General features: G+C 40.5%; 24 protein-coding genes, 1 tRNA gene and 1 pseudogene. 14 read left to right on the top strand and 12 right to left on the bottom strand.

Annotated elements, in window-relative coordinates; translation table 11 throughout:
• Positions 1–119: 119 nt before the first annotated feature.
• A complete protein-coding gene (locus tag AACW45_RS06020) occupies positions 120–365 on the bottom strand; it encodes a hypothetical protein (RefSeq protein ID WP_190632063.1) in 246 nt (81 codons plus the stop codon).
• Positions 349–624, bottom strand: a complete 276-nt coding sequence (locus AACW45_RS06015; protein WP_190632060.1) for a BrnT family toxin — start codon at positions 622–624, stop codon at positions 349–351. Before AACW45_RS06015 ends, AACW45_RS06020 begins: the two co-directional genes overlap by 17 nt.
• Positions 625–996: 372 nt before the next feature.
• Here AACW45_RS06015 and AACW45_RS06010 point away from each other — a divergent pair, with 372 nt between their 5' ends.
• Positions 997–2,160, top strand: coding sequence for a GuaB3 family IMP dehydrogenase-related protein (locus AACW45_RS06010; protein WP_190632057.1), 1,164 nt, complete (start codon positions 997–999; stop codon positions 2,158–2,160).
• 382 nt (positions 2,161–2,542) lie between these two features.
• Positions 2,543–2,908 (top strand): annotated as a pseudogene (gene trxA / locus AACW45_RS06005) (thioredoxin); the annotation flags it as partial.
• A gap of 54 nt (positions 2,909–2,962) precedes the next feature.
• On the opposite strand, the gene AACW45_RS06000 reads toward trxA, so the two are convergent.
• Positions 2,963–3,151 (bottom strand): hypothetical protein, encoded by a 189-nt coding sequence (locus AACW45_RS06000; protein ID WP_190632054.1) that lies wholly within the window; start codon positions 3,149–3,151, stop codon positions 2,963–2,965.
• A gap of 440 nt (positions 3,152–3,591) precedes the next feature.
• On the opposite strand from AACW45_RS06000, the gene AACW45_RS05995 reads away from it, so the two are divergent.
• A complete protein-coding gene (locus AACW45_RS05995; protein WP_190632051.1) occupies positions 3,592–4,662 on the top strand; it encodes an LOG family protein in 1,071 nt (356 codons plus the stop codon).
• A 441-nt stretch (positions 4,663–5,103) separates the two neighbouring features.
• Entirely contained in the window at positions 5,104–6,315 is a 1,212-nt protein-coding gene (locus AACW45_RS05990) for a hypothetical protein (RefSeq protein ID WP_306414986.1), read from the top strand.
• A 163-nt stretch (positions 6,316–6,478) separates the two neighbouring features.
• On the opposite strand, the gene AACW45_RS05985 is transcribed toward AACW45_RS05990, so the two are convergent.
• Positions 6,479–7,168, bottom strand: a complete 690-nt coding sequence (locus AACW45_RS05985) for an SAM-dependent methyltransferase (RefSeq protein WP_190632048.1) — start codon at positions 7,166–7,168, stop codon at positions 6,479–6,481.
• Between the two features lie 418 nt (positions 7,169–7,586).
• Positions 7,587–8,561 (bottom strand): quinolinate synthase NadA, encoded by a 975-nt coding sequence (gene nadA / locus AACW45_RS05980; RefSeq protein ID WP_190632046.1) that lies wholly within the window; start codon positions 8,559–8,561, stop codon positions 7,587–7,589.
• Positions 8,562–9,086: 525 nt separating this feature from the next.
• Between nadA and AACW45_RS05975 the strand changes: the two genes are divergently transcribed.
• Together AACW45_RS05975 and AACW45_RS05970 are read left to right on the top strand one after the other, a co-directional pair.
• Positions 9,087–10,016 (top strand): TIGR04168 family protein, encoded by a 930-nt coding sequence (locus tag AACW45_RS05975; RefSeq protein ID WP_190632231.1) that lies wholly within the window; start codon positions 9,087–9,089, stop codon positions 10,014–10,016.
• Positions 10,017–10,104: 88 nt separating this feature from the next.
• Positions 10,105–10,189 (top strand) — tRNA-Ser (locus AACW45_RS05970).
• 21 nt (positions 10,190–10,210) lie between these two features.
• Here the strand turns inward: AACW45_RS05970 and AACW45_RS05965 are convergent.
• The 4 genes from AACW45_RS05965 to AACW45_RS05950 all read right to left on the bottom strand — a co-directional run bounded on the left by AACW45_RS05965 (position 10,211) and on the right by AACW45_RS05950 (position 15,076).
• On the bottom strand, positions 10,211–11,635 hold the full coding sequence (locus AACW45_RS05965; protein WP_190632044.1) for a hypothetical protein: 1,425 nt from the start codon (positions 11,633–11,635) through the stop codon (positions 10,211–10,213).
• 136 nt (positions 11,636–11,771) lie between these two features.
• A complete protein-coding gene (locus AACW45_RS05960) occupies positions 11,772–12,773 on the bottom strand; it encodes a hypothetical protein (protein WP_190632042.1) in 1,002 nt (333 codons plus the stop codon).
• A gap of 157 nt (positions 12,774–12,930) precedes the next feature.
• A complete protein-coding gene (locus tag AACW45_RS05955; RefSeq protein WP_190632040.1) occupies positions 12,931–13,644 on the bottom strand; it encodes a flagellar motor protein in 714 nt (237 codons plus the stop codon).
• 31 nt (positions 13,645–13,675) lie between these two features.
• Positions 13,676–15,076: a methyl-accepting chemotaxis protein gene (locus AACW45_RS05950; protein ID WP_190632038.1), complete on the bottom strand. Its 1,401-nt coding sequence runs from the start codon at positions 15,074–15,076 to the stop codon at positions 13,676–13,678.
• A 259-nt stretch (positions 15,077–15,335) separates the two neighbouring features.
• On the opposite strand from AACW45_RS05950, the gene AACW45_RS05945 reads away from it, so the two are divergent.
• The 3 genes from AACW45_RS05945 (at position 15,336) to AACW45_RS05935 (ending at position 17,151) form a co-directional block, all read left to right on the top strand.
• Positions 15,336–16,367: a serine/threonine-protein kinase gene (locus AACW45_RS05945; RefSeq protein ID WP_190632036.1), complete on the top strand. Its 1,032-nt coding sequence runs from the start codon at positions 15,336–15,338 to the stop codon at positions 16,365–16,367.
• Between the two features lie 68 nt (positions 16,368–16,435).
• Entirely contained in the window at positions 16,436–16,702 is a 267-nt protein-coding gene (locus AACW45_RS05940; protein ID WP_190632034.1) for a FitA-like ribbon-helix-helix domain-containing protein, read from the top strand.
• Complete coding sequence (locus tag AACW45_RS05935) at positions 16,699–17,151, top strand: type II toxin-antitoxin system VapC family toxin (protein WP_190632031.1); 453 nt, start codon at positions 16,699–16,701, stop codon at positions 17,149–17,151. The genes AACW45_RS05940 and AACW45_RS05935 overlap by 4 nt, the downstream gene beginning before the upstream one ends.
• Before the next feature lie 23 nt (positions 17,152–17,174).
• On the opposite strand, the gene AACW45_RS05930 is transcribed toward AACW45_RS05935, so the two are convergent.
• Positions 17,175–17,387 (bottom strand): helix-turn-helix domain-containing protein, encoded by a 213-nt coding sequence (locus AACW45_RS05930; protein WP_190632029.1) that lies wholly within the window; start codon positions 17,385–17,387, stop codon positions 17,175–17,177.
• A 222-nt stretch (positions 17,388–17,609) separates the two neighbouring features.
• On the opposite strand from AACW45_RS05930, the gene AACW45_RS05925 reads away from it, so the two are divergent.
• From AACW45_RS05925 to AACW45_RS05910, 4 genes are all read left to right on the top strand, one after another.
• Complete coding sequence (locus tag AACW45_RS05925) at positions 17,610–18,098, top strand: hypothetical protein (RefSeq protein WP_190632027.1); 489 nt, start codon at positions 17,610–17,612, stop codon at positions 18,096–18,098.
• A 279-nt stretch (positions 18,099–18,377) separates the two neighbouring features.
• Positions 18,378–19,487 (top strand): hypothetical protein, encoded by a 1,110-nt coding sequence (locus tag AACW45_RS05920; protein ID WP_190632025.1) that lies wholly within the window; start codon positions 18,378–18,380, stop codon positions 19,485–19,487.
• 121 nt (positions 19,488–19,608) lie between these two features.
• Positions 19,609–19,914, top strand: a complete 306-nt coding sequence (locus AACW45_RS05915) for a BrnT family toxin (protein WP_190632022.1) — start codon at positions 19,609–19,611, stop codon at positions 19,912–19,914.
• The gene (locus AACW45_RS05910) at positions 19,901–20,197 is read left to right on the top strand and encodes a hypothetical protein (RefSeq protein WP_190632020.1); all 297 of its coding nucleotides are present in this window, start codon (positions 19,901–19,903) and stop codon (positions 20,195–20,197) included. Before AACW45_RS05915 ends, AACW45_RS05910 begins: the two co-directional genes overlap by 14 nt.
• 221 nt (positions 20,198–20,418) lie before the next feature.
• Here the strand turns inward: AACW45_RS05910 and AACW45_RS05905 are convergent, their stop codons facing one another.
• Together AACW45_RS05905 and AACW45_RS05900 are read right to left on the bottom strand one after the other, a co-directional pair.
• A complete protein-coding gene (locus AACW45_RS05905) occupies positions 20,419–21,321 on the bottom strand; it encodes a S1 RNA-binding domain-containing protein (protein WP_190632018.1) in 903 nt (300 codons plus the stop codon).
• A 166-nt stretch (positions 21,322–21,487) separates the two neighbouring features.
• A complete protein-coding gene (locus tag AACW45_RS05900; protein ID WP_190632016.1) occupies positions 21,488–22,228 on the bottom strand; it encodes a dienelactone hydrolase family protein in 741 nt (246 codons plus the stop codon).
• A gap of 177 nt (positions 22,229–22,405) precedes the next feature.
• Between AACW45_RS05900 and AACW45_RS05895 the strand changes: the two genes are divergently transcribed.
• Positions 22,406–23,389, top strand: coding sequence for a GntR family transcriptional regulator (locus tag AACW45_RS05895; RefSeq protein ID WP_096644906.1), 984 nt, complete (start codon positions 22,406–22,408; stop codon positions 23,387–23,389).
• Position 23,390 lies beyond the last annotated feature (1 nt).

The raw sequence follows: 23,390 nt of genomic DNA, 5'->3' as shown, positions 1-23,390 counted from the left end.
TCAATCTATGGTAACAATTCTGGCTGCCAGATAGCTGAACCTTGTTGCAGTTAATGGCAATAGAAAAAATTTGGAGAAGATATCAACGGCTAAAGAGCTAGAAAGACTAACAGCAGCTTTTATTCTGTTTGCGGCATCGTAGTATGTATCTGCTGACGTTGGGCAACTTGCATCAATAATCTTAATGCTTCATTAACTGCTTCATCATTGGGAAAAGCTTGAGCAACATCAGGATCTAACAGCACTAAGTTTGTTGCTGTACGATATCGCTCAACATACTTACCCTTAATACCTCCTGTCATTTGGGTAAAGTCGTACTCAGGACTTAACTCGTCTTCCATTTCGTTCTCAACTTCCTTCTTCATAAAACTTCCTCTCCTGTCGGGTAGCTTTTCGGGCGCTGATAATTCGTATTTGTTCGCCTCTATCAGTATGTGCAACCACTAAAAGTTCTCTATATCGAGACATCTCAATGATAATGTAACGATTTTCTCCTATGGAATGAGCCGGATCGGGAAAAGTTACAGATAGTGGATCGTTAAATACGGTTGCAGCTTCCTGAAAGGAAACACCATGTTTATCAACATTGAGCGCTGCTTTGTTTGGGTTCCATTCAAATTCCATGTAGAATACTTACCACTTTCAGCTATATCCTAAAGGTAAAAAATTATATTTTTCGGAAAATTAACCTAGACAAAGCCATTTCTCATCATTGAAAAGTCAAGAACACGAATAATGCCCAATGCCCAATGCCTTATTTTCATCCTTCACTGCTAAAATAGCAGCTTTATTGGTAACAACTGGCACATCAAGCTAATTATTTTCTAATTAGCAGCCTGAACAATCAACTGCAACAGCGATCGCACAGAAACTAATTAACAAATTTCGGTGATATTTGTCCCTGTGGATAGTGACAGTAACTTGAAAAAAAATTGCACCAACTTTGCCCACAATTTGATACCCTAGCTTAAACAAAGATTTGGGAAAAGTTACAGCGTGGACATTCAACTTGGGCGGGGCAAAACAGCTCGGAGAGCTTACGGAATTGATGAAATTGCACTAGTACCTGGCAGGAGAACACTCGATCCGAGTTTGGCAGATACCAGGTGGCAGATTGGTAACATTGAGCGAGAAATTCCCATCATTGCTAGTGCGATGGATGGTGTAGTAGATGTGCGGATGGCTGTAAAGTTATCACAGCTAGGAGCATTAGGAGTTCTCAATTTAGAAGGTATCCAAACTCGCTATGCTGACCCAGATCCAATTTTAGATAAAATTGCGGCTGTGGGCAAAGATGAATTTGTCCACCTGATGCAAGAACTATATGCTGAACCAGTAAAGCCGGAATTAATTGAAAAGCGTATTCAGGAAATTAAACAACAAGGTGGAATAGCCGCAGTCAGTGCTACACCAGCTGGAGCCAGTAAATATGGCGAAGTTGTAGCCAAAGCTGGAGCAGATTTATTTTTTGTACAAGCTACAGTAGTTTCTACAGCCCACCTCTCACCAGAATCGATTGCGCCCTTAGATTTGGCAGAATTCTGCCGGACAATGCCCATTCCGGTAATTTTGGGCAATTGTGTAACTTACGAAGTGACATTAAATCTATTAAAAGCCGGAGCGGCTGGCGTACTGGTAGGAATTGGCCCTGGTGCGGCTTGTACCTCTCGTGGCGTATTGGGTGTAGGCGTACCTCAAGCAACTGCGATCGCCGATTGTGCCGCCGCACGGGATGATTACTATCAAGAAACTGGTAACTACATTCCTGTAATTGCAGATGGTGGTTTAATCACTGGCGGAGACATTTGCAAATGCATTGCTTGCGGTGCTGATGGCGTGATGATTGGTTCTCCCTTCGCCAGAGCCGCCGAAGCTCCGGGACGGGGTTATCATTGGGGAATGGCTACTCCTAGCCCTGTCTTACCTCGTGGTACCCGGATTCGCGTTGCTACTACTGGTACTCTAGAGCAAATCCTCATCGGCCCTGCTGGATTAGATGATGGTACTCATAATCTTTTAGGAGCCTTAAAAACCAGTATGGGTACTTTAGGAGCTAAAAATATCAAAGAAATGCAACAAGTTGAAGTTGTGATTGCTCCTTCTCTACTCACTGAAGGCAAAGTCTACCAAAAAGCCCAACAACTAGGTATGGGTAAATAAAAGGGCGCTTAGGCTAGGGGCTAGGGGCTAGGGGCTAGGGATATGGAAAAAATCGCTGTTGACAAACAACCATTGACCATTGACCATTAACTCTTGACTCTTGACTCTTGACTCTTGACTCTTAATTCTTAATATCCAAATTCTTCAAGAAATTTTTCCAGCATTTTCAACAATGGCTGGAAAAATTACATATGTCGCCTACAATAGAGATAGCGGAGACGCATGTTTCCGTTCACTCCTCACACCACACTCCGCCCGGACTATGTTCGGGCGGTTCCTTATGTTTTTATAAATAAATATTCAATAGCTTCTTTGCAAATGTACATCCTTCGCTTCTAAGCAGCTGTTTTTGCTATGGTAGAATTTTCACGAAACTCAGAAATATAATTGGCAAAGGTTTTTAGGCATGTCAGCAGCCGCACAAGTCACAGATTCTACGTTTAAGCAAGAAGTACTCGACAGTGATGTACCTGTTTTAGTTGATTTTTGGGCACCTTGGTGTGGCCCATGCAGGATGGTAGCTCCTGTTGTGGATGAAATTGCCCAGCAGTACGCAGGTAAGATAAAAGTCGTTAAAGTCAACACTGATGAGAATCCTAATGTTGCTAGTCAGTATGGCATCCGCAGCATTCCCACACTAATGATTTTTAAAGAGGGGCAAAAAGTCGATATGGTCGTTGGTGCCGTTCCTAAAAGTACATTAGCTACCACGTTGGAAAAGTATCTTGATTCTTCTTCTTCTTCTTGAATCTCAATTGGTAGTAAAATCCTGTTGATTTTTCCCTTGGTTCTAACTTTTAGGTCAATTTTTGTAAACAAGTTTGCGAGGCGCGAAATTTCGCGTCTCTATCAAACTGTTTAACGTAATTACTGCTGTTGTTGAACCTATCCTGAGCAGAACTAGCGGAAATATTAATGCCTTTTGCGATCGCCTAGCTACCATTGACAACAGATGGAAAGCCGAACTCGCTTGAAAATGGGCATGGGGCATGGGGCATGGGGCATGGGGCAGAGGAAAGATAGATTTTCATGCGTGGTTGTGCCAAAACCAGGCGTGAATGGCTAGCTGGAAAATAGGGGCGCTGAGGCTAGGAAAGGTTAAAAAAGCAGGGGTTCGAGGGGGATTAATGAATTTTTTATGTGTTCTGGTGTACGCAGTTCATAAAGCTACTTAAACAGCTTTTTAATTGTTTATTTTGCTGAAAGTCCCTGGCGAGATTTCTACAATCAAAATTTGCTCAGAGGAATTTTGATTTTAGCGACGCCAAGCATCTCATAGAGAAGCGTTACTAGCGCCTTGGTTAATCCTTAACCACAGGTGCTTTTTAGTGCGGTATATCAAAACTGTTATTCATCAACAAACCTGGCAAAAGTTGATACATAGCGCTCCAAAATTAGATAAAATATAGTACCATTGTGGCAGCGGTTATCATGGCTTCATCTGCGTCGTTTGATACATTAGAGTCTCTCCAAGCGGACATCGCTGAATTAATCGATCGGTTACCGACGTTAAAAAATCAGCAACTCATCAAACAGGCACTGGCTACCATAGTGCGTCTAGCTGATAGTGATATTGAGCGTCTGGATTGGAAAATATTGTCGGCTGCTTTAGCAGACATGGAACGGGGTTTTCAACTCTTTTATGCCTACCGACACATCCGTAAAGTAACTATTTTTGGTTCGGCTCGCCTAGCACCAGAAACCCCAGAATATCACATGGCTATGCAGTTTGCGCAGGCTGTTACCAAGCTGGGATTTATGGTCATGACCGGCGGTGGCGGCGGTATTATGCAAGCAGGCCATGAAGGTGCAGGACGAGAAAATTCCTTTGGCTTAAATATTCAATTACCTTTTGAGCAGCAAGCGAATCCTTTTATTGAAGGCGATTCTAAGCTGATTCACTTTAAATATTTTTTCACGCGCAAATTATTTCTATTAAAAGAAAGCGATGCTGTAGCCTTATTTCCTGGCGGTTTTGGCACTCAAGACGAAGCTTTTGAATGCATGACATTAAGCCAAACAGGTAAATTTGGCCCTGTTCCGCTAGTGTTAATAGATCATCCTGGGGGCGATTACTGGCGTTCTTGGGGTGAATATATCGATGAACAGCTAGTACAAAAAGGTCTTGTCAGTCCTGAAGATCCGAGTCTTTACACGATTACAGACAGCGTAGATGTAGCTTGCGAGGCAATTACCAGATTTTACCAGGTTTATCACTCTAGCCGCTATGTAGGCGATCGCTTGGTCATTCGTCTGACAACAGATATATCGGCAGCTGAAGTAGAAAAACTCAATGCTGACTTTAGCGATATTCTCGTGAAAGATAAAATCGAGAAAAGTCAGGCATTATCCCAAGAAGGACAGGATGAAACATTAGGATTACCTCGTCTTGTTCTCTATTTCAATCAACGGGATTTGGGACGCTTATATCAGATGATTGCTGCAATTAACCAGATGGGTGTGCATACAGTCGAAGAAACAGGTCATCCAGAACGCAAGTAAAGCAGAGGGGTGGGTTTACCACCCTTTTAATTTAACTAGTACATGAATAGCACCAAAATTTATCAGTATTGATGCGGAGAATTTTTACTTTTATCTATATTTGTCTACATAAAAATTTAGTATAATTACGTACCCTAACAACAAGCCAGAAATCAATTTTTAGCTGTATGATAAACAGCAAATAGATGTCCTAAAACAGGTAATATTTCATCCTCAACAGGTGGACAATTACCTAAAATGAGGACTAAACTAACTGTTGCAGATTCAGCCTTCTGCCTAAAGATAGAAATTCGACCTTATTTTAAAGATTTTATGTGTCAACCTTGTAGCTTTACTCATAAAATCAAAAATAAGGCGATGTTTTGCATAAACATACTAGCCTAAATAAATTAAATGAGTTCCTTAACAAATCAGGGTGGAAAATTTATCACTAAATTAAAAATGGCAGATCGAATAAACGATATCGCTTGGCAAGCACACCAAGGTAGCGTTGCGGCGATCATTCAAATATTGAACGAAAAACTAGTTGCTTCTGGCGTGCGAACTAGAGCTATTTTCTCAGATGGGGTCTTACAACTGCTGTGTGAGGCTCAAACAGTCGATCAACTAGAACAATCTACTGTAGTGCAAAAAATTCGGCAAATTCTTGAGTCTATTGCACCGCGTAATATCCGCCGGGTGAATATTAACAGTCGGATTGTCAGGGAACAACAATTACTTTGGTTAACGGAAATTTATCGCGATCGCGATGGTCAATTGCTTTGGTCAGAGGAAATTACATTACCACAACCAGGTCTAATTCAGCAACTAATTAATGATTTTCAAAACCTCAAAGAGACTAAGAGTGAACTAGCTCAAGTCAGCTTACCGAAGCCAAATTCTTTGCGATTTGTCATCTTTAAAAGAAGACATCGCCGCAGAACCCAAAATAGGTTCTTGAGTAAAAATATACCAAAGCGCTCTTTGCCAATGGAGGTATTAAAAGTCTCTGGCTTATGCTTACCACTGCTGTTGCTAGTTTGGGGTGCTTACAGTTGGTTAGAAGGAAAACAGGAAAGCTCTATTTCTGCACAAACTTCTCAACCCTCATCTGTCAATCTCCAAGGCGCAACTGTTTCCAATCCCAAAAATACTACTCTTTCTGCAAAAGACCCCTTCAAAGACGCAGTGCGGATTGCTAATCAAGCTTCTGCATTGGGGAAAACAGCCGCAACTTCACAGCAGCATTCAGAATTAGCTAGTAAGTGGCGAGAAGCTTCTAATTTAATGAATCAGGTGTCACCTAGCCACAGTCGCTATCAAGAAGCACAAACCCGCGTTCAGCTATATAAAAAATATGCAGATGCTTCTCAAAACATAGCGAATAAAAAAGCAGCACCAGCCGCAAATCCAAATGTCAGCAAAACTGTTACCATTCCTGCAGACGATCCATTTGCAGTCGCAGTGCGGATTGCTAATCAAGCTTCTGCATCTGGGAAAACAGCCACAACTCCCGAACAATGGTCAGCTTTAGCTGCACAATGGCAACAAGCTTCAGATTTAATGAGTAAGGTGTCATCAAGCCATAGTCGTTATCCAGAAGCACAAAGCCGCGTTAAGTTATACCAGCAATTTAGTGAGGCGGCTCAATCGAAAGCGCAAAAAGGTCAGTAATGGAATTATCTCAAGATGGGGAAATTTACCTCCCCATCTTTTAAAATTGCACCGCAGAGGACGCAGAGGCGCAGAGACAATATGGAGTTAGTTGTTAGATAAATAAAGTAGAAAAAATTGCGATGAACAATATCAATTTTCGTAGGGTGTGTTATGCCGTAGGCTAACGCACCTTAAATTGTTTTCTAATAGTTAACATCTGGTTACCCCCTTTTTGAAATTCGTAAGCAACAGGCTGAAGCTGAACATCAAATCCTTGATTGGAAAACTTTTGAATCACTGGCTCAAGATAGGGTGATATTTCACAATTAAGTTTCAATAAGGGAAAAATCCGCACCTCTGGAGAAATTGTCAGCAGAGAATCAATAGATGCAATGTGAAAATCTAACGATAGTTGCTCAGAATAAAGAAAGAGTAAATGGGAACACACACATAACTCAAATTGATTGTTGGCTAGTTCTAGATGTGGTAAAGATTGGGGTAAGTAGCGCCCTTCTTTTCTACCAGTTTCATAGTCCGATAAAAATTTCTCCATTGCAGCCAAACGGGCATAACCAAGTTCATCTGCATTGCGAAAGTTCTTCCAAATGTAGTTATTTGAATTTTGTTTAACTTGTGTTATTACTGACTCGTAAGTTTCTTGAACTCGTTGTTTGATTTGTTGAGCAGCAAATTCATAGATAGGATCAATCGAAACAACTGAATATCCGAGTTCTGTCATTTCAGCATTGAAGCTTGCAGGGCCATCACCACACCCAAGAATCGATTTCTTCAGATCTGCATCTGATAAAGCAAACATCAGCTTGTACTCTTCAAGAGTTCTACCCCAAGGGACAACATTATCTAATTTCATAAATACTGACCATAAATTACCAGCCTGTAGCTTGTATTATCGCTCTTTGGTAGGGCACGTTGAATTGTTTTTGGTGCGTTTACTCCCTGAGACAACACACCCTACATTTGACTTCAGAACCTATATTCTCGCCAAAGTTTATCCATATATTTTAGAGGGCATGGCAATGCCATGCCCCTACTGTCGCATTCTTTTTTTAAATTGGTATAAACACAAGACTGATGCTTATAATCCAACTATTTCAAAGCAAAAAAATACAGCAGATTGCCAGTTAGTGAGGTACAGATTATCGTTTATTGTAGGGGCACTGGCACTGCCATGCCCCGAAGCGCGTACCTCATTTACCGGAAATATGCTGTATGTAGAGACAATAGAATTATGCCTCTACATAATATAAAAACTTAATTGATGAATTTACCTAAATACTCATCTCTAACATCCGTTGCATTGGACGCAAAGCTGCTAATCTAATATCTTCAGACATGGTGATTTCCGGAGTACGATTTTTCATCGCCCAATACACTTTTTCTAAAGTATTTAACCGCATAAACGGACATTCATTGCAATTGCAATTATTCATTGGTGGCGCAGGAATAAACCGCTTTTGAGGAGCCAGTTTTTGCATTTGGTGAATGATTCCTGGCTCTGTAGCCACGATAAATTCCTGTGCGGGGCTGTTTTGACAATAGGTGAGTAAAGCTGCTGTAGAGCCAATATAGTTGGCGTGGCGCAAGATGCTAGTTTCGCATTCTGGGTGTGCGATCGCTTCTGCTTCGGGATGGGCTATTTTTAACTGGACAATTTTCTTTTCTGAGAAGGTTTCATGGACAATGCAGCTACCATCCCACAGCAGCATATCTCGTCCGGTTTGCTCTATGACATAACGCCCCAAATTGCGATCGGGAGCAAAAATAATCGGCTGATCCTTCGGAATTTGCTGGACAATTTTCACAGCATTGGAACTGGTGCAGATAATATCGCTCATGGCTTTAATATCCGCAGAGCAGTTAATATAAGAAACCACTAGGTGATCGGGATGGGCGGCTTTAAAGGCTGCAAAGGCTTCCGCCGGACAACTATCGGCTAAAGAACAACCAGCATTTAAGTCTGGTAGCAGTACCAATTTATCAGGATTGAGTATTTTTGCTGTTTCTGCCATGAAGTGAACGCCAGCAAAAACGATCGCATCTGCATTAGTATTAGCTGCGGCTTTAGCTAGTTGTAATGAATCCCCAATAAAATCTGCAATATCCTGGATATCTGGCTCTTGATAGTAATGGGCTAAAATCACCGCGTTGAGTTCTTTTTTGAGGCTTTCAATCGCCGCAAATAAATCCAGTGGTAGTACACCCGGATGGGTTGTTTCTCGATCGACAAGTGCAGTTTTAAACACAGTTAGGGGTTACTTAAGGTTGCAAGTATTTGTGCTGTGGATTAATTATAGTAGTTTTTACCAAAAAATATAGTGGTTTTCACCAAAAATCCTAGAAGCTTTATGGAAGCGGCGGAGAACTTTATCTTTGCTTGGGGAAACAGAGATAGTTGCTCCGCCGCTTTGGGCATGGGGCATAGGGGATGGGGCATTGGTGTAAGGGAACTCCAAAAAATAAATTATGCCAAATTGTAGGGGCGGGGTAACCCCGCCCCTACGAGTTGCGGGTTTGGTAAGTTAATGATTGGAATATTTTTTTATTTGGAAGTCCCTAAACTGAAAATACAACTCTTATTCCACGTTCTGCCTATGCTCATTGTTAGCAAGAGGCAAGAAACTGGATTTTCCAAGGCTTTTAGCTTAATTTAATAACTAGGGGCATAGTCAACAAACTACCAATGCCCAATGCCCCATGCCCCATGCCCCAATATGTGTGCAAATCCTCCTGAGTTGCCTATCCTAAAAGTAGACGGCAAGGACAGTGGCATGACCAGTGAGATAACAAAATCAACAAACCTGAAAATAGCTGTAGTTGGCGACGTTCACGACCAATGGGAAGAAGACGATGGAATTGCACTCAAGCATTTGGGTGTGGACTTAGTGCTGTTTGTGGGGGATTTTGGCAATGAGTCGGTGGAGGTGGTGAGAGCGATCGCTTCTATTGATATTCCCAAAGCTGCTGTAATGGGCAACCACGATGCATGGTACACTGCCACAGAATGGGGACGGAAAAAGTGTCCCTACGATCGCACCAAGGAAGACTGGGTTCAAGAACAGCTCGATTTATTAGGTTCCGCCCATGTCGGTTATGGGAAGTTGGATTTTCCCCAGTGGAATTTAACTGTAGTTGGGGGTCGTCCTTTTAGTTGGGGCGGGCCAGAATGGAGATATGCTGACATCTGCAAAGAACGTTACGGTGTAACGGATTTAGAAGAATCAGCAAATAAAATTGTGGCTGCGGTCAAAAGTGCTGCCTACGATACGATTATTTTTCTGGGACACAACGGGCCTAGTGGCTTAGGCGATCGCCCAGAAGATCCCTGTGGTAAAGACTGGCTCCCCCTTGGCGGCGATTTTGGCGATCCCGATTTGGGCGAAGCGATTTCCCAGACTCTCAACGCTGGTAAAACCATTCCTCTGGTGACATTTGGACACATGCACCATAATCTGCGGCACACGAAAAAGGAGTTACGCAAGCCTTTGCTAAAAAGTCCAGAAGGAACAATTTACTTAAATGCGGCTAGCGTACCCAGAATAGTGGAAATTCAAGGCAAAAAGCGGCGTAATTTCTCTTTAGTCACCCTAGAGGCGGGTGTGGTGTCCCAAGCCTCCCTAGTTTGGGTAGGTGACGATTACCAGATAGTGTCCGAGGAAATTTTTTACGAGCGATCGCGTCCAGTAGTGCAATCTGCGTAGATGTGAGATATAGTATTATCTGTCAGCTTTTGTGCTAATCTATGAAAGCCTGTGCATAGCAGATACACAAAATGCTAGACAGTTTACTGGAGAGGTGGCAGAGTGGTCGATTGCGTCCGACTTGAAATCGGATGAGGCTAAAACCTCCGGGAGTTCGAATCTCCCCCTCTCCGTTTTTCAGATAAGGTAAAAATTTAAAGAATTAGAGGTTGATCTGAATTAGTCATAAACTGATCAAACTCTTGAAAGTTTTCAAATTGCAGTGTTTTGCCGAACTTTTCGGCAAGCTCTGCCAGAGCTTGAGTTGTAGATTCTATATTATTCGACGTTAATCCCGCATCTATTGCGGCAAAACAGGCATCAAACTCCATAGAACGAGCCTGGAAGTTAGCTTCAAAAAGATGCTCAAACTCATCTTGTTGTTGTTCCATAGCTTGACAAGCTGCTTGGCACATAGCCACTACTCGTTCAGCTTCAACTTCTTCTAGGCGAGCCTGTTGAAAAATAGCAGCAGCAGATTGATAGATACTCGCTGCTATGAGATAGCCTGCCATGCTTCCTACTATTGCACCAACAGGGCCAAAAATAGCACCTGCTGCTGTGCCTGCGTACAGACTATATGTAGTACAGGTTCCAGTCTGACCGACTCTTTCTATTAACTCCTCAGTTGTAATTTCTCCTTTAGCAAAGCTGTAGACAGATGCTCCAACATCAATCACACCAGCAGCAATAGTAACTGCAACATTAGATTTAGCTAATGCTTTAATACCTAGCTTAGTAGCTCCATACCTGATTAGTGTACCTCCTACACCTGTAGTAGCACCACGCAGTCCAGAATGACCTGCATCTTTAACAGTGCTAACAATCGCATTTTCGGCAGTATTTTCGCCTTTGAAAACAGCATAGCTGTTTTTTACTGCTGAAATTACTCCACCAACTACGAATCCAGCGACTGCTGCGTTAGCTCCTGTAATGGCTGCTTCTTTAGCAACATACTTTGTTTCGGTGATAGCTGCGTAAATATCAGGATTTTTGGCAGCCCAAAGGTTCTCTTCATAAGATGTACCTTCCGACTGGATTTTCTCTGCTTTCAGCCTATCTGTAGTATTTTTAGCTGTATCTGCATATTCTTCTGCTTTGATAGTTCCGGATTGTGCGCGTTTTTCAGCTAGTTGCCTCACTTTTTCAGCATTACCATCAGGCACTAGTTTTTGCATTCCCTGATACTTCTGATTGCTGATAGCATGAGTCAGGTTACTAGCTTTCTCCATAGACTTAGCTTGAACTTCTTCGATCACTAGATTACCCTTCTTAATCAAGATATCAGCAACAGCGTGAGGTTCACCCTCAGCAGCTGTTACAACTGCCTTGAGCGGGGAATTGTTTAAAGCAGCATCTGCATTAAATTTAGCTGCTTCTATATATTCAAATAAATTCCCTTGTGAAATTTTAGGGTCAACTGCTCCCAACTTTTCGGCAGCAATTCTGAACAAATCCATTCCTTGCTTTATAGCATCAGTTGCTGCTGCATTTTGTTGAGCTTCTACAGCACCGTAAAGACCAGATGCAAAAGATGTTGCAGAATAAACTGATTCTTGATTTTGGGCATTTTTAGGCATTTTTGATACCAATACAAGGCGAGTTTTTTAGTAAAAAATTCTAGGCAGAAAAAACAAAACTCCTAACTTAAAACCTTTATTTTAGTCAGGAGTAATTGAGGCTACAACTTAAAGCTTTTGAGCCATCATTAATAAATTAGGATTGACTCAAGAATGACTGTCCTTGCTTTAAAGCTTTATTGGAGCTTTCATCCAAAGCCCCATCTTTGGTGAGTAGCGGAGTTTCTAGTAAAAGCTTTAGGACTTGAGCAAACTGAACGGTGAGATATACTTGACGTTTTTGTGACTGATTATATTTAGCGAAATCTTTACCTGAGGCAATAATTGTACTTTCCAAACCATCTAGTACGGGTATCATAGCTGTTGACAGTCGCATGATGACTTCATCAAATTTGTTGGCTACTTTGGTGATGGCATCTAAAACACTAATAGCCTTTTCCATTTCTTTCGCCATCTTATCTGCTTCTGCCTTATAGCTGCGAGCCTTCGCTAGATTTTCACTTGCTTTTGCAGCCATTAACATACCACCAACAGCTAAGACAGGGCCTGCTACTATTCCGCCAAGGACAGCCATACCTCCAGCCATACCAAATCCACCAGCAGCGATTGAGCCTCCGCCAAACCATGCCAGAGTAGCATTAGTAGCAGCAGCACCTGCAAGTGTACTAATCGCAGTTCCGGTTGATGCGGAGGCAAGCATCATAACACCTCCATAACTAGCAATTCCTGCTAATGCTCCTGCTCCAACTGCACCAGCTCCTCCTACGACAACTTCGTGTGCTTTTAATGCAATATCTTTCATCTGAGCTAATTCATCCCTAGTAAAATTAGCCGCGTTAAACTCATCTGTATTCGCTTGTCCGGTTAACTCAACGTTTTTTAATTGCTCATAAAGCTTCACGAAACGTCCAAGTTGTGTATCCCAGACTTCCAATTTGAGTTGTCCTAAATGCTCTAGTGTTTCGGTTGTTACTTGTCGTGAAGACTTTAATTTACGTTCTGCACGCTCATAAACTACCTGTGCATCACGTTGTAAATTCTTGGCTTTTGAGTTATCTGAGTAAGCATCTACTCCTTTTTTAGCTCCAAATAAGCCTGCTCCTAAAGCTGCTGCACCTAGAATAAAAGGTAGAACCATGTTTACCTCACCAATTAAATCGTTATATTTATAATTCCCAATGAATAAATAATTTTCTAAGTATTTAGACTATTTAAAATATACCTAAATAAATATAGCATTAGCTGTTGCAAGATTTTGTACCATAATTGAAGATTTTTGCCCGAAATCAAATGTATTAGCGATTATTACCTATAGTTTTATACTGTCCCAACTGAGCGAAACGAATTTCAATCCGTCGGCGCTTGGGATTATCGCTTCTGTCTGGTGGCGCAAATCCTCGATCGTCTGGTAGCAGCAATTGCGCCGCAGAATAGGCTCGAAATTTTAGCTGCTTGAAAAGTCCTGATTTTTGTTGACGTTGCACATTTTGTAGTTCTTTTACTACTGCTAAGGCGCGCATTAAACCTAAATCGGCATTAGAACCTGGACATAAAATCGAAACATCGCGATTACGAGTAGCAACTTCTTCTAATTTTGTATCTAAATTCCCGCCGTTTTGATTACTACATTTTAAATAACCAACTTCTTCACCATCTGTATGACCGATAACTTCAATAACATCAACTTTTTTATTACTATTTTCAATTTGTTTAATATTATTTTCAATCTCTTTTAAAATAATGCCATTTTGACCAATATCGGTTTTTAAATTACGTGGTAAAACTGCGCTACCAGAAGGAAATTCATATTTTGCTGATGGTAGTTCAATAATTGTTGGCTTTTCATCTGCACCAGTTCCTATCTGAACATCATTATTTTTTGAATTTCTTGCTATTACTAATAATAACAGTAGCGTCATAATCATAAAAGCATTAGACATTAAATCTGTAAAAGAAGTCCAGATACTAAAAGTATCATTCATCGGTACAGTTCTTGTTCTTCTTGGCATATTATTTTCACCGTTTAGGTTTAACTCAAGATTATTGTAATCTTGCTAATGCAGTTACTAAATTAGTCATATTAGTTTGAATTTGCTGCATAGCTTGATTGTTTTGCTCAAATTTTTCAGTAATATTTTGTAATTGATTAATTTGATTATTTAATAGCGATGCATTTTGATTTAATGCTGAGACTAATTGCGTTATATTCGTCTGAGAAGCTTGTGTAGTATTTTCAATTACTCCCACCAAACTTTGCAAGCGATTATTGTGTGTACCAACTTCGCCAGTGTGGTGCGTTAAAGATGTTGTTAACTGGGATACATTAGTGTTGAAAAATTGGCTGCTTGTTGACAGTGTATTGGCATTTTGCACCAGGCGATCGCTTACTTGCGTGAGGTTTTGTTGATTAGTTTGAATTAAGTTTTGGATTTGTAAGGAATTATTAACCAAAGTCTGACCAATAGCTTTTATATTATCTGCATAGTCTTGTAATTTATCTATGGCGTTATCAAAAGAATTTGTTGAGTTACGTAGAGAAGTTGTGATATCAGAGAAAGTGGTAGTTAACTTTGCTAAGTTGTTAGTTGCACTGCTTAAAACATTAGCGCCTGTTTGCATCGACTGCGAAGATTGATTCGCTACAGCTTGGAAATTATTCGCAGATGTATTAAGTGTATTTGTTGCTGTGGTGACAGCACTTTGAAAATCTTGAGTGCTTTTTGGTAAAGTGGTGATAAAACTATTTAAGCTTTGAGAATATTTATCGATAGACTTGATTAAAACTTCTATCTTTTCTACTACAGTTGGCTGATTTTGCGATAGCAAGAAATCGTTATCTAGGTAATCTTCTAAAGAAATCAGCAGTTTATCTTTTTCTATATCTAAATCATAATTCGGATGAAATTTCGTTAAAAACACGCTTCCTGCTAAAGCTGCAAGACTACTCACAAACGCGATCGCCATTGAACCGATAATATCTGGTAAGGCTTGTTGTAATTGCAGTTCGCCGCCAGTATTTCTCCCGATTAAGAATAAATTCATTGTAATTCCCAAGAATGTCCCTAGTAAACCGAGAGCTAAAAGGGAGTTGGGAAGTAACTGATAGGAACGCTTATGTCTTTCCCAAATTTTTAATTCTGGATTTTCACTACATCTTTTTTCTATTAAAGCTACTTTATTAATTTTCTCTAATTGGTACTTGCTAATACCTTGAACTTTCTGGATTAATTCAGCCTGAATTTTTTGTTCAATTGTATCTACTTGTTGAAGTAAATTTTTCTTTAGTCTGACACCATCAATCGTAGATTTAATAGTTAAAGTGACAAAACCTAAAACTATTAAATAAGGAAACCAAGGTATAGATGAAGGCTTAATTAAGTAAAGTAATAATAAAACTGCACCAATTATTAATACACCAGAACGTATTGAAAGTTGATTCATAATTTAGCAATTTTTAAAATAAATTAGTAGATGACCTATATGTAATAAAACTTCTCAGTGTGTAAAATTCATCATAACATGTATTTTGTAGTATAAAATATGTTACATACTTGACTTAATGCTTGTATCACTAGAGTTTTAGCCATGCTAAACATAGATAGTTAGGGTGCAGTAGTGAAATATATTTGCTGATACGGCAGACAGAGTAAGTATTTTTTAATGGAATTACTAGGGACAATCTCTGCTAGGGTACTGTCAGATGAATACAGGGATATCTAAAATTATCGGTGGACGTTATGAGATTGTTACATTACTTGGCGAAGGTGGTTTTAGCAAAACTTATCTAGCGAATGACTTGTTACAATCTGGAATGCATTATGCAGTTAAGCATTTTACGTTTTCTAGTACTAAAGCAAGTGCGGTGAATACAGCTAAAAATCTCTTTCAACGAGAAGTAAATATTCTGCAAAAATTAAACGGACATCCGAATATACCGAGTTTCTTTGAATATGTAGAAGAAAATCAAGAATTCTATTTAATTCAACAATATATCCAGGGAAATACTTTAAGTGAAAAAATTCAATCTCAGCAAAATCTCGAAGAATCTGAAGTTATCCAAATTATCGATAAATTAATTAATATTCTCGAATTTGTCCATGAAAATAATATTATTCATCGAGATATTAAGCCAGATAATATAATTATAGATAAAGACGATAATTTATTTTTAATTGACTTTGGTGCTGTCAAAGAATTTATTGCTCAAAATACTCAGCTACAAAAACCAGGAACACAAATATATACCCAAGGCTATGCACCAATAGAACAAATGCGAGGATATCCCCGATTTAATAGTGATATTTACGCGCTAGGGATGACTGCTATTGAAGCACTCACAGGTTTAGAACCTCAAGCTTTAACCTTGGATATTTACGGAGAAATTGTCTGGAGAGATAAAGCAGAAGTTAGCGATTGGTTAGCAAATATATTATCAAAAATGGTTCGCTATGAATTTAGTACTAGATATCAAACAGTTATCGAGATAAAACGAGATTTAAATCCAAATCAATCTGCAACAAACTTAGTACCAACACAAGCGATCGCACCATCGCTTAATATATATCAAACAAGCAATGAATCCACAAGTAATATGATTCTTTATACAATCATGGGTGTGTTATCGATTGTAGCAATTCTGTATGCGGCTGGATTACTACCAGGAACAAGAAATACTCAGCCCAAGAGACAACAAGCTTTATTGCTAGAAACAGCTTTAATTTCTAATGTTTAGATATAGCAATACGCTGCTAAATTAAATCATGGTATTATTACCAATAAATCCCTTGACAAGGTCGAACAATGGCTATCTTAAATCTTCTACATATACCCGATGATTTATATGAACGATTGCAAGAGTTAGCTCAAGCTGAACATCGCTCAATTGACGCTCAAGTTATTACAATATTGCAGAATGCTTTGGAAACAAAGACACAACAAACAGAAGAAGAAAGACGCAAAAACGTCCTGAAACTTTTAGAGGAAAGTAGTAGTCGTCGTCGCGTAAATCCAGCAGACTTTGGATTACCTGATAGTACTGAACTGATTCGAGAAGACCGCGACAGATGACAAATACTCTCAGATGTGTAGTAGATACTAGTGTGTGCATCAAGTATTTTATTGCTGATCCACTAACTGCTAAAGTTAATCAACTTTTTGGACATCTCGCTAATCCACAGACTGAAATCTATGTCCCAGACCTGTTTTACATCGAGTGTGCCAACGCTTTGTGGAAATACGTCCGTGCTAAGTTGTATACTGCTAGTGAGGTACAAGCAGATTTAGCTACTATTAAAGCTTTCCCGTTACATGTTGTCTCCACAGTCGATTTGATGGCAGATGCAGTTACTATGGCTTTAAATTATGGCATTTCAGCCTATGATGCTTCTTATGTTGCGCTTTCACAACAAGTAGGTGCTACTTTGCTGACTCTCGACGGTAAACTAGTCAGAGCATTAAGTACTTCATCTTTCGATATTTGCTTGTTTAATGATTTTGAGGTACCACCCTTACCTTAATATTAGGCTCATTTCAGCATAAATTATTCCTGCACGACCTCAACTAATTCCTCAATCATTACGTCAAAAGTGCGTGCTAACTTCAAAATTGCGGTAAAATCTACAGTTGCTAGTCCAGGCGATCGCGCGTAGGTTCTGAGAGTACTATACACCACACCAGAACGGTCAGATACCTCTTTCAGCGTCCAACCCCTCTCCGCAGCAAATTCTCTAATCTTTAACCGAACCATTCCCATAATTTACTTGACAAATGACTTATATGAGTCGTTTAATAATTATAGCTTAAATAATAACAATCGCCCTCTGGCCTGGAAAACTAAAGGGCGATTGCGTTGAAGTTGATCGCGTACATTCTGTTTACACAGATGTTCTCTGTGAGAACGATACGCATTTCCTTTAAACAGAAGGCATTCCCTTTAAGCAGAAATCCCATTCTTTTTAAACAGAAATTTAGTCTTATGTTATCATCCCTCAAGCCCAAAGCGCTTGTCATCCGTGAATCAAAAATTATTCATAAATCAGCGATCGTTCATCCGTTAGCGCGATTTGTCACCGAAGAGGCGATTTGTTTAAGATTCCAAATTAATCGTGAAGATATATATACAGTGGAATGCTGGCGCTACATAATTTACGTTCATGGTAAAGGCGTGAGTAAATTTGTGAGCTATGCTGATTTTCCGCCGATTTTGGGTGTAAAAGCACCGACGCAAAGCGATGTTGCAAAATGGCGTAGACGCTGGCGTAAGCAACATGAACCCCATCGCCACAAGCAAGCGCCTCATTGGTGGGGAGAATTTTTTATTGATGAATTCTCTCAAGCACACTCAGAGGCTATGTTACATAGTTGGGTAGAACTAGTTGAGTCGATTCAATTTGCTTTTAATGCAGAAAAGTTAGCAGAATTGAGAAATCGCTATCAACAAGAAAAATTGCTTTTGCGGAGCTAAAACACCTAAAGCTTTGGACAGGGGTAATAGATAAAAAATATTTGCAGTTATGTAATGGAATTGTTAATGGATAGGATTATCTCTATTCATGCTGTGATAGCGTTGTTAACTCAGGCGATCGCCTAGCTGATAATTCAGTTTTAATATCTAATGCGCAAAAATAATTAACAGTTAAATATAATACTGTATGTATAATCAATATTTATGGCGACCAGTACCAAGATGACGGGATTATTACACAAGACATAAGTCGCCAAGTAGCCCAAACGAGGCGTTATTATGAAGCATGAAAAAATCCACAAATCTTCTTCCAGAAAATCCGCAACTCAGGAAGGAAGTATTTCGCAGTTAGCTTTGCGCCCGAATAATATCCAAGCAAAACAGAATTCCCAGAAACCTCCTACACAGGAAGAAATAGAGAACGAAGCTTTCAATCAGGATAAGCAGGAAGCCTTTGGACTACAACTTAAGGAAAAGTATGGCGCGATCGCTCCTGAAGAACAAGCAAGATTAGGCCTGTTGCAAGCCAAGATGGATGACTTCTGGGTGCAGAGATGGGAAAAGCGATCGCACTTAGGTCACAACTTTGCTAATATTCCCATTCATGCTCCAGATAAACAAGTATCAGCACCGATACAGCCTCATCTACCACCTTTCCAGGCAAAATTGACCATTGGGGAGCCTGGGGACAAGTATGAGCAGGAAGCAGATCGGGTAGCATCCCAGGTGGTAGAACAGATAAATACACGATCTGCGGCACAGTCAACTCAAGGACAGTCGGTACAGCGTCAGGAAGAACCGGAAGATGAGAGTTCACCAGTGCCTGTTAAGCAGGAAGTGACATCAATTCAACAGTTACAAGCAGTAGTGGAGAAGTTGAAGGGTGAAAAAAATTGGGGAGGCGACAACTATGGATCTCAATGGCAGTGTAACGATATCAGTGATTTGCTATGCGAGTCTGTGCAAGGATGTACCAGAGAGTCTACGAGTGGATACACGTTAGTGAGAGGAGGAGTAATACCAGGTGGACAACGTGAAGGAAACACGATTAGTCATGGCACAGAGGCATTTTGGTATTTCGAGTCGTACCACGCTTACGTCAACGTTGAAAATATAGGGCGTTACGATCCAACATTTAACCGTAGCGTTTCAGATGGCGATATTGTGGTCGGTGACAAGAAATATAGCGATGAGAGCAGGGTTGAGTTTGAATATTACAAATTCCCAGGAGAGAAGTATGGCACACCAGATGAAAGTGGCACGTTGCATATCTACAACAGTTATTTAGAGCTTTCGACGGCTGTGGATGACCCCTCAACAGAGGTCGGAAAATTTTGGGGTGATGATGAGTCATCGGTTGCAGACGCTAGCGATGTGGGACAAGGCTGATCGGTGAGAAGTGCGATCGCGGGTTGGAAAAACTCAAAGAGCGATCGCAGATCTTGTAGTGCGATCGCTCTCTCCATAATCACCAAAAATGCGATCGCCTCTATGACGATAAAATAAACGCATGGATATTGTTTATCGCCTACAAGGTGTTGAGTTTGAGTGGGATAGTAATAAAGCCCAAAGCAACATCGAAAAACATGGCATTACTTTTGAAGAAGCCACAGAGGTTTTCTTCGATCCCTTCTACCAAACTGGTGATGCAAACCCGATTAATGCTTCTAATAGCGAACAACGCTCTTTTATCATAGGGTATTCCCTTGAACAACGCTTGTTGCTTGTAGTTTATGTAGAACGTGGATTACGAACCCGCATCATTTCTGCTCGTCCTGCTACTCGTACAGAGAGAAAACTTTATGAACAACCCTGAAGAAGAATTTATATTACAACTGCATTCACGCCCACATGAAACAGTATCTCTAGAAATCCCTAAAGATACCTTAGAATCGCTGAAAAAAATAGCAGACAGTCGAGATATGTCTTGTGAAGTATTAATTAAATTTTATATTGGGCAAGGTTTACGCCAAGATTTAGCTAAGTTATTTTCTAACCGCGTGCTAGAGGCTACTGCGCAAGTTTTGGCACGACATATTCAATCAGAAGCAGAAATTTCAGATATTTTACAAGAAATTCGCTCCCAAACTAATTGTTAGTTCAACACTATCGCTGTAGCCAGATAAATTAGAACATCAAGCTAAGATAAAACCCTGACAATACAAGGCTTTTAACTCAGTCAACAGTCAACGGTCAACAGTCAACAGCTATACAATGAAAAGCAAACTATCCTAATACAAAGACGCTTTCTTGCTGTAAAAGGAATTAGCAAGAAAAGCGTCTCAAAAATGAAAATCAATTGTGTGATGAATAAAAGCAGCTATTGGTCAGCTTTTTGACTAGCACGATTAGCACGGGCTTCAGCTGAAGCCATCACTTCATCCATATTTTCTAAAACTTCACCGGGGAAATTCTCTAAAACTCTGGTAGAAAGTGCAACTCTTCCCTTACCTTCATCTAAGTCAATAATCACTGCTTTGATTGGCTGACCAATTTGAAATACTTTATCTAGAGACTCAATAAACTTTTGGCTGACTTGCTTAATATGCAGTAAAGCACTGACACCATCTAAATCGATAAATACGCCAAAAGGTTTAATACCTGTGACTTTACCTTCCACTAATTGACCGAGTTCTAATAAGCTAAAGCTGCTAGAACGGGTCGCTAGACGCTGGGACAGGATCAGCTTTTTGTTATTGCGGTCTACTTCTAAAAAACCAGCAGTGAGAGTTTGACCTTTGAGTGCTTCTAAATTATCACGCTCAATCAAGTGCGATCGCGGAATAAATCCCCGCAAAGATTGAATATCCACAGTCACACCACCTTTATTTACCCCAGTCACCCGCACTGGTACAGTCTGGGAATTTTCCTGCATTTGCGCCAATTTTTCCCAAATATGCTTAATTTCTAACTGTTTGCGCGACAGCATTACCTGTCCTTCTGCATCCTGCTCGCGGATAATTAAAAACTCTAGTTCTTCTTGCAGTGGTAAAACTTCAGATAAATCGGTAACTGCTCTCAAAGAAGCCTCATCACGGGGAATAAAAGCTGACGATTTACCGCCAATATCAACATAAGCGCCATCAGGGTCAAGCTGGAACACTTTACCATGCACTATCTGCCCTTTTTGAAACTGGTAATCGTGTTTTTCTAGCGCTTTGGCAAAATCGTCCATTGTAAATGGCGAGTTGGCTGTTTGAGAACGTTTCGATTCGGAATTCATGACGTTTGAAGATAAATTAATATTTGTCAGTTGTCAGTTGTCAGTTGTCAGTTGTCGGTTAGTTTGGTTTTTTGGTTTCCAAAATTCACAACTAGAGAACCTTCTGGATCTGTTGTTTTGGGCTAACTGCTGACTATTGATGGCTGACAACTGATGGCGGAGGTTTTTAGGCCAGTTGACCAAAGAGTTGTTTTACCTGCTCCCAAGCATCGGCTGCAACTTTAGGATTATAGCTGGCGCGACGGTCACAGAAAAATCCGTGATCAGCTCCATCGTAGCGAAAGACACGGTGCGCAATTTTGTATTTTTCTAACGCTCCTGCAATTTCGTCTACCTGTTCCGCAGGAATACTAGCATCTTCCATACCAAATAAGACATAAAGTGTACCTTTAATATCTTGAGTACGGGTTACTGTCGGTTCACCACCCCCTGGTGTACGGGTAGTAATTCCTGCACCATAAAAGGAAGCAGTAGCTTTGATATCTGGTAGGGTAGCAGCAAGATATGCTACATGACCACCAAAACAAAAGCCAATACAGCCAAAGCTATCTTTTTTAACATTTGGCAGGGTTTTGAGGTAATCGATTGCCGCTTGAATATCGCCCAATAACTCAGAGGCTTTGGTTTGCATGGCATAGCCTCTACCAATTTCGATATCTTCAGAAGTATAGCCAGTTTCAAAGCCCGGTGCTTGGCGTTGGAACAATGCAGGAGCGATCGCCACATAACCCTCTTTGGCGATCCGTTCTGTGACATCGCGAATATGCTCGTTCACCCCAAAAATCTCCTGCAACACGACAATTGCTGGGTAAGAACCTGATGCCTGTGGTTGTGCTAAGTAAGCTACTATTGAAAGATTATCTTGAGAAATTTGAACTGTTGTGGTGTCGATTGCTTGCTCTGTCATAATAGTTTTTACCAGGGTTGCACGAACATTTGATATAAATATGCCAGTATCTCGAAGCTTTCTGCCATCAGATTATCAACTAACAAAAGTCAGTATACGAAAGATTTTCCTTAGAGAAATTCCAAGTAGCAGATGCAGCTGGTAACATGCCGCTATTAGCACTTAAGAGGTTTGGTGATGATTCAGTTCCGTATTCAGCCAGACAGTGAAATTCCCGCATCCACCCAGCTGTTTAATCAAATCCGGTTTGCGATCGCTTCCCGGCAATATCCACCTGGGTATAAACTACCAAGCACGCGGGCACTGGCAATGCAAACAGGTTTACACCGCAATACAATTAGTAAAGTTTATCGTCAGTTAGAAGAAGACGGATTTGTCGAAAGTCTAGCTGGTTCGGGGATTTATGTCCGCGCCCAAGGACATGAGGGTGGTAGCAAATTGCAATCACCAATCCTCAAACAACATCCCGAAGCAGATAAAATTGTCCAGCAAGCACTTGATGAACTACTTTCTCAAGGCTGTTCGCTGTCGGAAGCGCGAGAATTATTTTTAGCAGAAATAGATTGGCGCTTGCGTTGTAGCGCCCAAGTGCTTGTAGCTGTACCTACTTACGACATCGGTGCAGGGGAGTTAATGGTTTATGAATTAGAAAAAGACTTGCGCATACCGATCCAGTTGATCCGAATGGAAGAATTATCATCTGTTCTAGATAAAACTTCCTCGGCTACAGTCGTCACTAGTCGGTATTTTATTAGCGAGGTAGAAAGCATCGCCGCGCCAAAAGCGGTGAGGGTGATTCCTCTAGATATCTATGACTATTCTAAAGAACTCAACCTGCTGAAAACCTTACCTAAAGAAAATTGCGTCGGCATAGTTAGCCTGAGTTCTGGAATCGCCCGCGCGGCTGAAGTGATTCTTCATGGGTTGCGGGGAGATGAACTACTGGTGATGACTACCCAACCAAAAGACGCTTACAAACTGCAAGCGATCGTTAAGCGGGCTGAGGTAATTATCAGCGATCAACCGAGTTTTGCCCTAGTGCAAGCAGCAGTACAAGCTGCTGCGGAAGATATTATTCGTCCGCCTAAGTTGATTAAGGTTGATAATTATATTGGTGCTAAGTCGATTAATTTATTAAAACGGGAATTGGGTTTAGGTTAAT

Origin of the sequence: Calothrix sp. FACHB-168, assembly GCF_963889195.1 — a bacterium.
GTDB lineage: Bacteria > Cyanobacteriota > Cyanobacteriia > Cyanobacteriales > Nostocaceae > Aulosira > Aulosira anomala_A.
This window is presented reverse-complemented; position numbering and strand designations above follow the sequence as displayed.